This window comes from Lentilactobacillus kefiri (assembly GCF_007989105.1).
GTDB lineage: Bacteria > Bacillota > Bacilli > Lactobacillales > Lactobacillaceae > Lentilactobacillus > Lentilactobacillus kefiri.
Genome location: NZ_BJVK01000001.1, coordinates 55445 through 69489 on the forward strand (window position 1 = coordinate 55445; position 14045 = coordinate 69489).

Sequence of the window (14045 nt, forward strand, 5' to 3'; positions counted from 1 at the left end):
TTTTAGGAGGCGGTTTTTTGAAAAAAAGAAAAATTCCAATGCGTAAAGATATCGTTACTGGTGAAATGGCACCCAAAAAAGAGTTAGTTAGAATTGTCCGTGATTCAGACGGCAATGTGTCGATTGATGAAACCGGTAAAAAATCAGGTCGGGGCGCATACATTTCAATTAATGTTGAAATTGCAAAAAAAGCAAAAGCCGAACACACTTTTGAAAAAGTGTTCTCAACAACTTTGGATGACAACTTTTACGATGATTTAATTGCCTATGTTGATCATAAGCAAGCCCGAAAAGAGTTGTTCGAAGATGGACAATGATCAAGCTATTCTGAATTTCTTAGGTTTAGCCCGCAGAGCCAGCAAAATTGTTTCAGGACAAGACATGATCTTGTCAGAAATTCGAAGCGGTAAGATCTTCTTCCTGTTTATTGCAACGGATACTGGTAAAGCAACTCAAAAAAAGTTTAATGATAAGTCGAATTACTATCATATTCCCGTAAATACCAGTTACACTAAAGCAGTGCTTAGTGATGCAATTGGAATGAAACGAACCATTATCGGGATTTCCGATCGGGGTATGGCAAAAAAATTGGTTGAATTAACCGATAATAATAAAGGAGAGTGATTATATGGGGAAAAAGCGAATTTATGAATTAGCTAAAGAACTAAATGTCTCCAGTAAGCAAATCGTTGACCGTGGTAATAAAAAGGGCTTCGATATCAAAAATCACATGTCAACAGTAGACGCAAATCAAGAGCGTCAAATCAGAGCGATGTTTAGTAAGGGTGGCAAATCTGCAAGTCAGACGAATGGCCACAGTAATGCCAGCCAGCATGCTGCCGCAAAGCCAAGTCACAATGCAGGTGGAAACACACCTCATACAACTAGTTCAAACCATGCTGAACATACGACTGCAAATCATTCTCAGAGTCGCCCAGCTGCTCATTCAAATAACAGCAGCAACAGCAATCACTCTGAAAATCATAATAGCCAGAACAATCATTCAGCAAATCACAGTAATACCAATCACACGAATTCCGCTCACAATACCAACTCAACAAATCAACGGAATCATTCTAATAACAATCATTCGAATAATTTCAATCATTCAGGAAATTCGAATCAATCAAATAATAACCATAACAGTTCAAACAATGAACACCATAATAATCACTCTTCGAATAACGCTTCTTCACGTCCAGCTGCAAGTCACTCAACAAGCAGCAATTCATCAAGTAATCATTCGAATAACAACTCCAACCGTTTTTCAAACCACAACACGGGAAGCGGTCGTTTTGGCGGCAGCTTAAACCGGAATAATAATCGTGGTGGTTCAAGAAAAGCCAATAAGAAGCGTAACAAGAAGCAACGTAAGCAAAAGAATCAACGATTACGTGAAGTAGAGCATCATGGTGCACCTGAACGTAAGAATCGTCCATTACCAAAGGTTCTTGAGTATGAAGATGGCATGAATGCACAAGAGTTGGGAAAGCTGCTTCACAGAGAGCCTGCTGAAATTGTTAAGAAGTTATTTATGTTGGGTGTCATGGTTAACCAAAACCAATCACTTGATAAAGATACGATTGAAATTTTAGCTGCCGATTACGGTATTGAAGCAAAAGAAAAAGTCCATGAAGATCTTTCAAACTTGGATAAGATTTTTGAAAAAGAAATGAAGAATACCGATCATTTGGTATCCCGGCCACCAGTTGTGACGATCATGGGACACGTTGACCATGGTAAGACAACCTTGCTTGATCATTTGCGTCACTCACACATTACTGCCGGTGAAGCAGGTGGAATTACTCAAGCAATTGGTGCTTATCAAGTTCGTCATGGTGACAAAGTCATTACCTTCTTGGACACTCCTGGACATGCGGCCTTTACTGAGATGCGTGCCCGTGGTGCCAACATTACCGACATTACCATTTTGGTTGTTGCCGCTGATGATGGTGTCATGCCACAAACCATTGAAGCAATTAACCATGCGAAAGCTGCCAAGACACCAATCATTGTTGCGATCAACAAGATTGATAAACCGGATGCCAATCCACAGCATGTTACCGACCAATTGATGCAATATGGCTTGGTTCCTGAAAAACTTGGTGGTGACACAATCTTCGTTAATATTTCTGCCAAATTCGGTAAGAATATTGATGAATTACTTGATATGATCGCTTTGGAAGCTGAAGTCATGGAATTGAAGGCTGATCCAGATCAACCTGCTGCAGGTTCTGTTATTGAAGCCCGTTTGGATCAAGGTAAAGGCCCAGTTGCCACTTTGTTGGTTCAACAAGGAACCTTACACGTTGGTGACCCAATCGTTGCCGGCCATACATTTGGTCGAGTGCGGACAATGACTAACGAGCGTGGGCGTGAGTTGAAGAAAGCAACGCCTTCGATGCCTGTTTCAATTACCGGTTTGAATGAAGTCCCAGAAGCCGGTGATCGTTACGTCGTCTTCGACGATGAAAAGACTGCCCGTTCAGTTGGTGAAGAACGTGCCAAGGAAGCTCAAGTTGAAGAACGTCGTAAGACAACCAGAGTAACCTTGGACAGCTTGTTCGATTCGCTTAAAGAAGGCGAAATGAAGGAAGTTGACATTGTTATCAAGGCCGACGTTCAAGGTTCAGTTGAAGCTTTGGCAAATAGTCTTCAAAAGATTGAAGTTAAGGGCGTTAAAGTAAGCATCATTCATTCTGGCGTTGGTGCCATTAATGAAAGTGATGTTGCCTTAGCTGAAGCAAGTAACGCCATTATTATTGGTTTCAATGTTCGACCAACACCACAAGCCAAATCACAAGCTGATTCTGATCATGTTGATATTCGTCTTCACCAAGTTATTTATAACGCAATTGATGAAGTTGAATCAGCCATGAAAGGAATGCTTGCACCAACTTATACCGAAGAAGTTACCGGTCAAGTTGAAGTCCGTGATATCTTCAAGGCTTCCAAAGTTGGAACAATTGCTGGTGGAATGGTTGTTGACGGTGTCGTCAAGAAGAATAGTAAAGTTCGTTTAATTCGTGACGGTGTGGTTGTTTACACTGGTGAATTGAACAGTTTGAAACGCTTCAAAGACGATGTTGACGAAGTTAAGCAGGGATTTGAATTAGGCTTGACCATCAAAGACTATAATGATATTAAAGTTGGCGATGTCATCGAGGCATACGTTATGAAACAAGTGCCTGTCAAGTAATTTGGAGGTGTTTCTATGGCTCATTATCGTGTAGGCCGATTGGAACAGGAAATTCAAAAAGAAGTGAACGATATTCTGTTAAAGCGTGTCCGTGATCCTCGAGTTCAAGGCGTTACTTTAACGGGTGTTGAAGTCACTGGTGATCTTCAGCAAGCCACTATCTACTACAGTATTTTGTCCGATAAAAAAGAGGATGAAGAGACAACTGCTAAAGGATTGGAAAAGGCTTCCGGCTTAATCCGTGGCGAGCTTGGCCATCGTCTTAGCATCTATAAGACACCAGAGATTAAATTTGAATTGGATTCATCCGTTCAATATGGAGATAAAATTGATCGGTTAATTAATAAGCTTAAACAAAGTGGTGAATAGCCACCTCAACTGCTCATGCCTTTATGGCTGAGCAGTTTTTTTGTGATATAATTTTTATACATGAAAAAACTAGGAGAATTCGAATGGATGGAGTAATTGCGTTATACAAAGAGCGTGGCATGACTAGTCACGACTGCATCAGTAAGTTAAGAAAAATTTTGCATACCAAGAAGGTTGGGCATACCGGAACGTTGGATCCAAATGTGGACGGGGTTCTGCCAATTTGTATTGGCCAAGCAACCAAAATCAGTGAGCTGCTAATGCATTCCGGAAAAGTTTACCGTGGCGCGATCACGTTGGGAATGGCTTATGACAGCGAGGATTTAGATGGCAAGTTAATCGAACAGGTGCCGATCCAAAAGCCAGTTACGAATGAGGAGATTGATCAAGCACTGGCTAAGCTTACGGGGGATATTATGCAAACCCCACCAATGTATTCGGCAGTTAAGGTTAATGGCCACAAATTGTATGAGTACGCGCGAAAAGGCATGACGATTGAGCGGGAACCACACCCGATTCACATTGATTACTTCAAACAAATTAAACCAACAACTTATGATGAAAATGCCAAAACCCAGACCGTTTATTTCGAAGTCGGCTGTTCAAAAGGCACTTATGTCCGAACGTTGGCGGTTGATTTTGGGAAAATACTGGGACTGCCTTCTGTGATGTCTGATTTAACCAGAATCCAAAGTGGTGGTTTTAATATTTCTCAGACTTCAAAATTATCTGAGGTTCAAGCAGCTGTTGATGCAGGAAACGTTAGCGCAGTTCTTCATCCGTTATCCGAAGCATTGGCTGAATATCCCGTCTATCAACTGGATGACAGCCGTTGGACGATTGTGTCTCACGGGGGCTTTTTAGACAAGTCGATTTGCCCGAATAATGATCCGGTTGTCAGACTTGATTATCAGCAAAATGTGAAGGCTTTATATAAATTAGATAAATCGATCGGCCAGTACCGGCCGTTTCGAATGTTCTTAGCTTAAAAATTGGGGTGTTAGTAATGAAAATATCAAGGTTACATTATCCATTGGCCGACGAATTTAAAGTTGACGGCTCGACAGTCGTTGCAATGGGATTTTTCGATGGCTTTCATAAGGGTCATCAGGCAGTATTACAGCGAGCAAAGGATGAGGCTGAAAAACGTGGTGCCAAGTTGGCTGTTTTAACTTACGATCATCATCCGGCAATTGTGTATCGGAAAATGTCACCGCATGAGCAGCGATACTTAACTTTAAACGATTATAAAATGAAGTTGTTTAAAGATTTTGGTGTCGACCAGGTCTTTTTGGTTAATTATTCTTATGATTTTCAGAGCCAAACGCCTGAACAATTTGTGAACAACTTTTTGAAGCGTTTCAACGCTGTGGCAGTGGTAGCAGGATTTGACCACACATACGGCGATAAGAAAGTTGCCACGATGGCGAACTTTCCAAAGTACGTAAAAGGCGCCTTTGATGTGATTACCGTTCCGGCAGTTGATATTAATGGCAAAAAGGTCAGTTCTACCCGAATCCGGATCGAACTTGACTCGGGTGATGTTGACAGTGTGACTGAATTGCTTGGCCGGCCATTCCAGACTCGTGGGGTGATTGTTCACGGTGAGGAGCGTGGCCGTCTTTTAGGGTATCCGACAGCCAACGTCAAGCATTCTGAGTACCAGTGGCTACCAGCGATTGGAATTTACGTTGTAACCGTTGAGATTGCCGGAAAACGCTATTTGGGGATGGCATCTATTGGAAAGAATGTGACTTTCTCAGATGTTCACCCAATGACGGTTGAAATTAATTTGATGGACTTTGACCACAACATTTATGGAGAAGTCGTCAACGTTAACTGGCTGTCATTCTTAAGAAATGAAATCAAATTCCAGACACCCGAAGATTTAATCGATCAGCTTGATAAAGATAAACAAGCCACTCGAGAATACTTGGAGCAGCATCCTGACGTCATCGATTAGCACTATTAGCACTCAATGCAAATTAATGCTAAAATAAGGCTTTATTCCCTTGACTTATAAAGGATGGTTTGTTAAATTATAAATGTGCCTTAGCACTCGGGTATATTGAGTGCTAAAAAGAGGTGATTTGGGTGCTAACGGATAGGCAAAAAAATATTCTTCAAATAATCATTCGTGATTACACAAGAACAGGGATGCCAGTTGGTTCCAAGGCATTGGCTGAGGAGTTTCCGACCCACGTTAGTTCCGCGACGGTCAGAAATGACATGGCTGCACTTGAATCAAAGGGCTTAATCAATAAAACCCACTTTTCATCAGGAAGGGTTCCGTCAATTGAAGGTTATCGTTATTACCTCGATAACCTTGTTCAACCGGACCCGCTTGATGAGGGGGCGGAAGATTTAATTAAAACGTCTTTTAACAATGAATTCGATCGAATTGATGAGATCGTTCAGGAATCAGCGAAAGTTTTATCTGATTTGACCAACTACATGGCTTTAACGTTTAATCCCGAATCAGGGGATAACGTTAAGCTTGGCGGTTTCCGGCTGGTTAAGCTGGATGACCGACAGGTAATGGCAATTATTGTTACCAATACCGGTCATGTTATTGATAAGATTTTCCGGTTGGCAAATGTTTCATCCGAACAACTTGAAACCATCGTCAACATTATCAACACGGAGTTGGTTGGCAAGCCTTTGAAGGAAGTCATGGACAAGTTGAAACTTGATATTCCAATGCTCATGACGAAATATATTCAAAGTCCAGAGGGATTCTTGAAGATCTTTGGCGATATGCTGACCGAAGCCGGTCGGGATAAAGTTCATGTTGACGGTCAACTGAATTTATTGAAATTCGCTGAACGTCAAAATATTGATCGTTTAAAGCCGCTTTACCATTTGCTTGGCACCGAGGATTCGGTTTCAAAGATTATTGATCCGAACTCCAAAGATGTTCAGGTCCGGATTGGCGGAGAGCTTCGTAACGATTTGTTGAAAGATTATAGTATTATCACAGGAACTTATGACTTAAAAGAGTATGGCCACGGTGTGATTGCTGTCATTGGACCGACCAGGATGCCTTACTCAAAAGTTATTGGAATAGTCGGGGCTTTAAGAGAAGAATTAACCAAGAAGCTGCTGGGCTATTACGATGATGATAACGATTAATTTAAGGAGGCGATTGTTTGGCAGACAGTAAAGATGATTCAACTAAGAAGAATCAAAACGGGCCAACTCAGGAGAAATCGGCTCAAGCTGGCAAAGCTGAGAAACAAACAGCTAAGCATGGCAAAGACGCTGATAAGACCCAAAGCCGAGATTCTGATGATACTAAAAAGTTAAAACAAACAGTTGTTGAACTGCAAAAGAAGCTTGACGCAATGGAAAACAAATTCCTTCGGGCTGAAGCCGATATGCGAAATATCGAAACCCATGCCAAGAAAGAACAAGCAGACCTGATCAAGTATGACGGTCAACAATTGGCACATGATATTCTGCCGATTGCGGATAACCTGCAGCGAGCACTAAAAGTTGATGTCACTGATGAAGGCGGCAAGCAGCTTAAGCAGGGTGTTTCAATGGTTTATAAGCATTTCAACAAAGCCTTGTCTGATAACGGGGTTGAAGTGATTGATGCATTAAATAAACCATTTGATCCAAAATTTCATCAAGCAGTTCAGACTTCGCCAGCCGATGATGATCATCCGGCTGACACTGTTGTTCAGGTTCTTCAAGACGGCTATCGTTTGAAGGACCGGGTTCTTCGACCAGCAATGGTTGTTGTAGCAAAATAAAACTTTAAAAGAAAAAGAGGATTATCTATGGCAAGTAATAAAATTATTGGTATTGATTTAGGAACTACTAATTCCGCCGTTGCCGTTCTTGAAGGCAGCGAGCCTAAAATTATTCCAAACCCAGAAGGTGCCCGTACGACACCATCAGTTGTTGCATTTAAAGATGGTAAGCCACAGGTTGGTGAAGTTGCCAAGCGACAAGAAATCACCAACCCAAACACCGTTCGCTCAATTAAGAGTCACATGGGTGAAAAAGGTTACACAGTTGATATCGATGGTAAGAAGTACACTCCTCAACAAATTTCTGCGATGATTCTTCAATACATCAAGGATTTTGCCGAAGATTATTTGGGTGACAAGGTTGAAAATGCCGTTATCACTGTTCCTGCTTACTTTAACGATGCTCAACGTCAAGCAACTAAAGATGCTGGTAAAATTGCCGGCTTAACTGTTAAGCGAATTATCAACGAACCAACTGCCGCTGCTCTGGCATATGGTTTGGATAAACAAGATAAAGATGAAAAGATCCTGGTTTACGATTTAGGTGGTGGTACTTTCGATGTTTCCGTCCTTGAATTAGGTGACGGTGTCTTCCAAGTATTATCAACTAATGGTGATACTCATCTTGGTGGTGATGACTTTGACCAACGAATCATTGACTGGTTGGTTGAAGGATTCAAGAAGGACAATGGCGTTGATTTGTCAAAAGACAAGATGGCATTACAACGTTTGAAGGATGCTGCTGAAAAAGCTAAGAAGGATCTTTCAGGTGTGACTGAATCAGAAATCAGTTTGCCATTTATTTCCGCTGGTGAAAATGGTCCTTTGCATTTGCAAACAACTTTGACTCGTGCCAAATTCAACGAATTGACTTCTGACTTGGTTGCCAAGACCAAGGTTCCATTTGACAATGCTTTGAAGGATGCCAAGTTGAGCACTTCAGACATTGACCAAGTTATCTTAAACGGTGGTTCAACTCGTATTCCTGCTGTTCAAAAAGCTGTAAAGTCATGGACTGGTAAGGATTCAAACCACTCAATTAACCCTGATGAAGCCGTTGCTTTAGGTGCCGCTGTTCAAGGTGGTGTTATTACCGGTGATGTTAAGGATGTTGTTTTGCTTGATGTTACTCCATTGTCACTTGGTATTGAAACCATGGGTGGTGTCTTCACTAAGTTAATCGACCGTAACACAACGATTCCAACCAGCAAGTCACAAGTATTCTCAACTGCTGCCGATAATCAACCAGCCGTTGATATCCACGTTCTCCAAGGTGAACGTCCAATGGCTGCCGATGATAAGACATTAGGTCAATTCCAGCTGACTGACATTCCAGCTGCTCCTCGTGGGGTTCCTCAGATCGAAGTTAAATTTGATATTGACAAGAACGGAATTGTTAACGTTTCTGCCAAGGATAAGGGAACTGGCAAAGAGCAAAAGATTACCATCAAAGATTCATCAGGTCTTTCAGATGATGAAATCAAGAAGATGATGAACGAAGCCAAGGAAAACGAAGAAGCTGATAAGAAGCGTAAGGAATCAGCTGATTTGAACAACGAAGTTGACCAATTGATCTTCCAGACTGATAAGACTCTTAAAGATGTTAAGGGCAAAGTATCAGACGACGAAATCAAGAAGGCTGAAGATGCTCGTGACGCTCTTAAGAAAGCCAAGGAAGATAACAACGTTGACGACATGAAGTCAAAGAAGGATGCTTTGAACAAGATTGTTCAAGACTTGGCTGTCAAATTGTATCAACAAAAAGCACCTAAAGACGGTGGCGCTGCTGGCCAAGCTGGCCCACAAGCCGGTTCAGCTGACAACAAAGGCACTGGCAAGGGTGACGATGGTACTGTTGACGGTGACTTCCACGAAGTTCACGATGATGATAAAAAGTAATTTGTAAGCTAATATTTTTGATGAGAAGTCAAGGCCGGCTGGCTTTGGCTTTTTGTTAAAATATGGTATATTATCATGGTTAAAGACTTGAATGAGGATGGGAGTTTCTAATGGCAGAAAAAGATTATTATGATATTCTTGGAGTTTCCAAAGACGCCAGCGATGACGAAATCAAACACGCCTATCGTAAGCTTTCAAAAAAGTGGCATCCAGACATTAATAAGGCTCCTAATGCTGAAGCAAAATTTAAAGAGATTAACGAAGCATACGAAACACTGAGTGATCCACAAAAGCGGGCCAACTATGATCAATATGGCTCAGCTGATGGTGCTGGTGCCGGATTTGGCGGTGGCGGCCAAGGCGGATTCAGTAACTTTGGTGGCGGTGCCGGCGGTGGATTTGGCTTTGATGATATATTCAGCCAATTCTTCGGCGGCGGTCAGCAAAGATCTGATCCTTCCGCACCACAACAAGGCCGTGACCTGCAATACCAGATGACGCTGGAATTTAAAGAAGCCATCTTTGGTAAAAAGACGGTTATTAAATATAACCGTGAAGCTCAATGTAAGACCTGTGGCGGTACTGGTGCCAAGCCCGGTACTTCACCCGTTACCTGTTCCCGATGTGGAGGTCGTGGCTATGTAACCACCGAGACCAATACACCGCTTGGCAGAATGCAGTCACGTCAGGTATGTCCTGTATGTCACGGAACCGGTAAAGAAATTAAAGAGAAGTGCCCAACTTGTGGCGGTAGTGGTAAAACTGACGAGCGTCATGAACTTGAAGTCAATGTCCCAGCCGGTATTGACGATGGTCAACAGATGAGACTTCAAGGCCAAGGTGAAGCCGGTGAAAATGGCGGCCCTTATGGTGACTTGTATATTGTCTTCCGGGTAAAGCCAAGCAAAGACTTTACGCGTGATGGTGCGACAATTTACGTCAACCAGCCGATCACATTTGCCCGAGCAGCACTTGGCGGCAAAATTAAAGTCAAGACTGTTCATGGTGATGTCGAACTTAAAGTTCCTGCCGGTACTCAAACCGGCACCACTTTCCGTTTGAAAGGTAAGGGTGCTCCAAGACTGCGTGGCAACGGCAATGGTGACGAACGGGTTACCGTTACGGTTGTGACACCAAAGTCGCTCAATAAGAATCAGAAGATTGCTTTGGAAGCATTTGCCAAGGCAAGTGGCGACAATATCGCCGGTAAGGGCGGCAGTAATTTTTTTGACAAGATGAAAGATGCATTTGATAAATAAAATGATGGTCAATCATTTTTAAAGGGTCAGTTGGCGTGTTCAGCGCCGCTGGACTCTTTTTTTAGCTTATCGATCGGTCACGATTCTTGTTTAACTTTGGATAAACACAAATGGCTGTTATAATTGTAAACAGTTAAACAAATGAAAGTGAGAACACAACATGGATTTAGACAAAATGAAGGATCATCAAAAATATATTCGAAACTTTTCCATCGTTGCTCACATCGACCATGGGAAGTCGACCTTAGCTGATCGAATTCTTGAAATGACGGATACGGTTGCCAAACGTGACATGAAAGATCAATTGTTGGATAACATGGATCTTGAGCGTGAACGAGGCATTACCATTAAACTGAATGCCGTTGAACTCACATACCATGCTAAAGATGGTCATGACTATGAGTTCCATTTAATCGATACCCCGGGGCACGTGGACTTCTCTTATGAAGTTTCGCGAAGCCTTGCTGCCTGTGAGGGTGCGGTACTGGTTGTCGATGCTGCACAGGGAGTCGAAGCCCAAACTTTGGCCAACGTTTATCTCGCGATTGACGATAATTTGGAAATTGTGCCGGTAATCAATAAAATTGATTTGCCATCTGCAGAACCCGAGAAGGTTCGGAGTGAAATTGAAAATGTGATTGGACTGGATGCGTCTGATGCCGTTTTGGCAAGTGCCAAGAAGGGAATCGGGGTTCCAGAACTCCTTGAACAAATCGTTCATAAGATTCCAGCTCCCGATGGGGATGTCAAAGCACCTTTAAAGGCACTGGTATTTGACTCCGTCTACGATGATTATCGCGGGGTTGTCCTCAGTGTTCGGTTGTTTGAAGGAACCGTTCAGCCTGGTGACAAGATTCGAATGATGAACAGTGGTAGTGAGTATGAAGTGACCGAAGTGGGTGTCAATTCACCTAAACCGGTTAAAAGAGACTACCTCATGTCCGGAGATGTTGGTTATATTACTGCCAGCATTAAAGATATCACCCAGACCCGTGTTGGTGATACGGTTACCAACGCTCTTGACCCAGCAGATGAAGCATTGCCCGGATATCGTGAAATGAACCCGATGGTGTATGCCGGATTATACCCGACTGATAACGCCAAGTTTGATGATTTACGTGAAGCTTTGGAAAAACTGAAGTTAAATGATGCCGCATTGGAATTTGAACCCGAAATTTCCAAGGCCTTGGGCTTCGGTTTCCGTTGTGGTTTTCTTGGACTACTCCACATGGATGTTGTTCAGGAACGACTCGAGCGGGAATTTAACCTTGAGTTGATCACGACCGCACCATCAGTTACTTACGAAGTTAAATTGACCGATGGGGAAGACAAGACCGTTGAAAACCCATCAGAAATGCCGGATGTTTCATCCATTAAGCAGATTTCCGAACCATACGTTAAAGCCACTATCATGGTTCCAAACGATTATGTTGGACCGGTGATGGAGCTTTGCCAGCGTAGACGTGGTGAATTTGACACGATGGAGTATCTCGATGAGTACCGAGTTAACGTGATTTATCATATGCCGTTGTCAGAAATCATTTTTGACTTCTTTGATAAATTAAAGTCAAGTACCAAAGGATACGCTTCACTTGATTACGATTTGGAAGATTATAAGCCAAGTGACCTGGTTAAAATTGATATTTTATTAAATGGTGAAAAAGTCGATGCGTTGAGTTTCATTTCTCACCGTCAATTTGCTGCATCCCGAGCACGAGACATTGTCGGAAAATTAAAGAACATTATTCCCCGGCAAAACTTTGAAATTCCGGTTCAAGCGGCAATTGGTGCCAAAATTATTGCCCGAACCAATATCAAGGCATACCGAAAGGATGTTACCGCCAAGTTGTATGGTGGTGATCGAACCCGTCGGATGAAGTTGCTTGAAAAGCAAAAAGCCGGTAAGAAGCGGATGAAGGCAGTGGGGAAGGTTGATATCCCTCAGGAAGCTTTCATGGCCGTTCTTCAAACTGACGAGGAAGAAAAAGGCGACAAATAAATTTGCAAATAAAAATCCCATTACTGGATGTTATTCATCCAAGTAATGGGATTTTTGAAATCGTTTATTTTACTTCGGCTTCCAACTGATTGGGGTTTGGAGCCAATTGATTGTAAATTGTTTCAAGATGTTCCAGTTCAAGCTTATTGCCGATAACGTCATTGAACATTTGCTCAACCGCAGCGGTCATTGCTTTTTCATCTGGTTGGGCATCGGGAGATTCAACTTTTGCTTGTTGAATTTCATATAATTCTTGAAGAAGATTGATTAGGCGATGACGAAAATGCGATAATTGAATTGATGTTGGAAAGTCGTCATTTTCGTGTTTGACGTGGTAGTCAAAGTATCGTTCCAGTTTCTCAACCGTATTTAGTGACAGACGGTCAATGGATCTGGTATGATTCCTTAATCTGATGATGATTGACGAGTTAACCCCCGTTAACTTCTGTATTTGATAGGCACTATCATGACTGTCGATAACTGCCTGAATTTTTTCTCTAGTATTCATATGCATTTCCCCCAAATGATAAAAAAATGATGATAAAATTCAGTATTTAATTTTAATTTTCCTGTCACAGTTACCATATGACAATTGACACACACTTGTCAAACTAATACACTTTGGGAGAAATGAAATTATCCAATCCGCAGTTCAGTGACCAATTTGGTATCAATAATTGGATTGCCGTCTTTTCCCTGATGGCTAACAACCCGGTTAATCATGCCATTGTCGATCACATATTCATCAAAGAATTTTTTGGTTGGCACTTCGAGAAGACTTCGATCGTGAGATTGCTCAAAAGCAACCTGATCCAACAACAGATTCTTGGGGGTTGCTGAAAAAATATTATAAATTGCCTTGAGGGCAACTTCCCCAGATTTTAAGATTGTGGGGTCCAGATAACTTCTCAGGAATAATTGGTGACCTTCAAAAATCGTATCGCTGGAGTTTGACTCCAGCACTGCCCGGTAGCGAATTTCAAGTGTATCGGGACGGATTTTGTTGATGAATCGAATTCGGAATAATTCCATAATTGTCAACTCCTTTCCTACATCATATGCTAAACTTGTTAAGTAAAGCAACCTCGAAGTATGAGAAACAGTTTGCGTTTTCTATCACATTCAATTATTATATATATTAATTCGTCATTTATTCGATTCGAAAAATTAAAATTTAATAAGCTGGGAGGTGTTATTATTCTAAGTCGAACGAAACAGTATTTAAGAAAAAATGGGTATTTTTATAAAAAGGAATATATTCGCCCCTTGCTTACCCCGGACAACATCTACATTTTTAGATTTGGCCGCGACCGCTTGGATAACCGGCTTATTATTCGGTACAGTCATAAGTGGACTGGAAGACAACGCATTAACGAAATAGATTTACGTCTTCATAAGCAAAAGCATCCCCGGATTTTTGAAAATGAATCTGAATTATTGAATTACTTGGAAGACCATCTGCTGAAACACGAAGCTAAAGTACGTGCCAGAGAGGCAGAAAAAAAGCGTGAAGGAAAAAAGCATGCCGCAAACGGCGTGTCAAAATGATACGGACTCTCACA

Annotated in this window: 14 protein-coding genes; 12 read left to right on the forward strand and 2 right to left on the reverse strand. The window is 41.9% G+C overall.

Translation table 11 applies throughout. The features are described from left to right. Window positions 1-17: 17 nt before the first annotated feature. The 11 genes from rnpM to lepA all read left to right on the forward strand — a co-directional run bounded on the left by rnpM (window position 18) and on the right by lepA (window position 12483). Window positions 18-317 carry an RNase P modulator RnpM gene (rnpM, locus tag LKE01_RS00320; protein ID WP_056982601.1) on the forward strand — a complete coding sequence of 100 codons (300 nt, stop codon included), beginning with the start codon at window positions 18-20 and terminating at the stop codon, window positions 315-317. Beyond that, window positions 307-624: a L7Ae/L30e/S12e/Gadd45 family ribosomal protein gene (locus tag LKE01_RS00325; RefSeq protein ID WP_054768977.1), complete on the forward strand. Its 318-nt coding sequence runs from the start codon at window positions 307-309 to the stop codon at window positions 622-624. The genes rnpM and LKE01_RS00325 overlap by 11 nt, the downstream gene beginning before the upstream one ends. 4 nt (window positions 625-628) lie before the next feature. After that, on the forward strand, window positions 629-3199 hold the full coding sequence (gene infB / locus LKE01_RS00330; protein WP_056982602.1) for a translation initiation factor IF-2: 2571 nt from the start codon (window positions 629-631) through the stop codon (window positions 3197-3199). 15 nt (window positions 3200-3214) lie between these two features. Beyond that, entirely contained in the window at window positions 3215-3568 is a 354-nt protein-coding gene (gene rbfA, locus LKE01_RS00335; protein WP_056982605.1) for a 30S ribosome-binding factor RbfA, read from the forward strand. Between the two features lie 83 nt (window positions 3569-3651). Further along, window positions 3652-4557 (forward strand): tRNA pseudouridine(55) synthase TruB, encoded by a 906-nt coding sequence (truB, locus tag LKE01_RS00340; protein ID WP_054768976.1) that lies wholly within the window; start codon window positions 3652-3654, stop codon window positions 4555-4557. 17 nt (window positions 4558-4574) lie between these two features. Next, a complete protein-coding gene (gene ribF, locus LKE01_RS00345) occupies window positions 4575-5531 on the forward strand; it encodes a riboflavin biosynthesis protein RibF (RefSeq protein ID WP_054768975.1) in 957 nt (318 codons plus the stop codon). Window positions 5532-5656: 125 nt separating this feature from the next. After that, the gene (gene hrcA, locus LKE01_RS00350; protein WP_056982629.1) at window positions 5657-6700 is read left to right on the forward strand and encodes a heat-inducible transcriptional repressor HrcA; all 1044 of its coding nucleotides are present in this window, start codon (window positions 5657-5659) and stop codon (window positions 6698-6700) included. A 17-nt stretch (window positions 6701-6717) separates the two neighbouring features. Then, a complete protein-coding gene (gene grpE, locus LKE01_RS00355) occupies window positions 6718-7326 on the forward strand; it encodes a nucleotide exchange factor GrpE (protein WP_054768974.1) in 609 nt (202 codons plus the stop codon). Window positions 7327-7353: 27 nt separating this feature from the next. Next, complete coding sequence (gene dnaK / locus LKE01_RS00360; RefSeq protein ID WP_056982607.1) at window positions 7354-9225, forward strand: molecular chaperone DnaK; 1872 nt, start codon at window positions 7354-7356, stop codon at window positions 9223-9225. Between the two features lie 110 nt (window positions 9226-9335). Further along, window positions 9336-10484 carry a molecular chaperone DnaJ gene (gene dnaJ / locus LKE01_RS00365; protein ID WP_056982609.1) on the forward strand — a complete coding sequence of 383 codons (1149 nt, stop codon included), beginning with the start codon at window positions 9336-9338 and terminating at the stop codon, window positions 10482-10484. A gap of 160 nt (window positions 10485-10644) precedes the next feature. After that, a complete protein-coding gene (gene lepA / locus LKE01_RS00370; protein ID WP_056982611.1) occupies window positions 10645-12483 on the forward strand; it encodes a translation elongation factor 4 in 1839 nt (612 codons plus the stop codon). Window positions 12484-12547: 64 nt separating this feature from the next. Here lepA and LKE01_RS00375 read toward each other — a convergent pair whose 3' ends face one another. Further along, window positions 12548-12991 carry a hypothetical protein gene (locus LKE01_RS00375; protein WP_054768973.1) on the reverse strand — a complete coding sequence of 148 codons (444 nt, stop codon included), beginning with the start codon at window positions 12989-12991 and terminating at the stop codon, window positions 12548-12550. 128 nt (window positions 12992-13119) lie between these two features. Then, the gene (locus tag LKE01_RS00380; protein ID WP_056982613.1) at window positions 13120-13515 is read right to left on the reverse strand and encodes a hypothetical protein; all 396 of its coding nucleotides are present in this window, start codon (window positions 13513-13515) and stop codon (window positions 13120-13122) included. A 165-nt stretch (window positions 13516-13680) separates the two neighbouring features. On the opposite strand from LKE01_RS00380, the gene LKE01_RS00385 reads away from it, so the two are divergent. Further along, the gene (locus LKE01_RS00385) at window positions 13681-14031 is read left to right on the forward strand and encodes a hypothetical protein (protein WP_179286794.1); all 351 of its coding nucleotides are present in this window, start codon (window positions 13681-13683) and stop codon (window positions 14029-14031) included. The last annotated feature ends 14 nt before the right edge of the window (window positions 14032-14045 follow it).

Excerpts from the sequence above, each read along its gene's own strand:
- LKE01_RS00325 (WP_054768977.1), top strand. The coding sequence starts at position 307 with ATGGACAATGATCAAGCTATTCTGAATTTCTTAGGTTTAGCCCGCAGA.
- infB (WP_056982602.1), top strand. The coding sequence starts at position 629 with ATGGGGAAAAAGCGAATTTATGAATTAGCTAAAGAACTAAATGTCTCC.
- rbfA (WP_056982605.1), top strand. The coding sequence starts at position 3,215 with ATGGCTCATTATCGTGTAGGCCGATTGGAACAGGAAATTCAAAAAGAA.
- truB (WP_054768976.1), top strand. The coding sequence starts at position 3,652 with ATGGATGGAGTAATTGCGTTATACAAAGAGCGTGGCATGACTAGTCAC.
- ribF (WP_054768975.1), top strand. The coding sequence starts at position 4,575 with ATGAAAATATCAAGGTTACATTATCCATTGGCCGACGAATTTAAAGTT.
- dnaK (WP_056982607.1), top strand. The coding sequence starts at position 7,354 with ATGGCAAGTAATAAAATTATTGGTATTGATTTAGGAACTACTAATTCC.
- dnaJ (WP_056982609.1), top strand. The coding sequence starts at position 9,336 with ATGGCAGAAAAAGATTATTATGATATTCTTGGAGTTTCCAAAGACGCC.
- lepA (WP_056982611.1), top strand. The coding sequence starts at position 10,645 with ATGGATTTAGACAAAATGAAGGATCATCAAAAATATATTCGAAACTTT.
- LKE01_RS00375 (WP_054768973.1), bottom strand. The coding sequence starts at position 12,991 with ATGAATACTAGAGAAAAAATTCAGGCAGTTATCGACAGTCATGATAGT.
- LKE01_RS00380 (WP_056982613.1), bottom strand. The coding sequence starts at position 13,515 with ATGGAATTATTCCGAATTCGATTCATCAACAAAATCCGTCCCGATACA.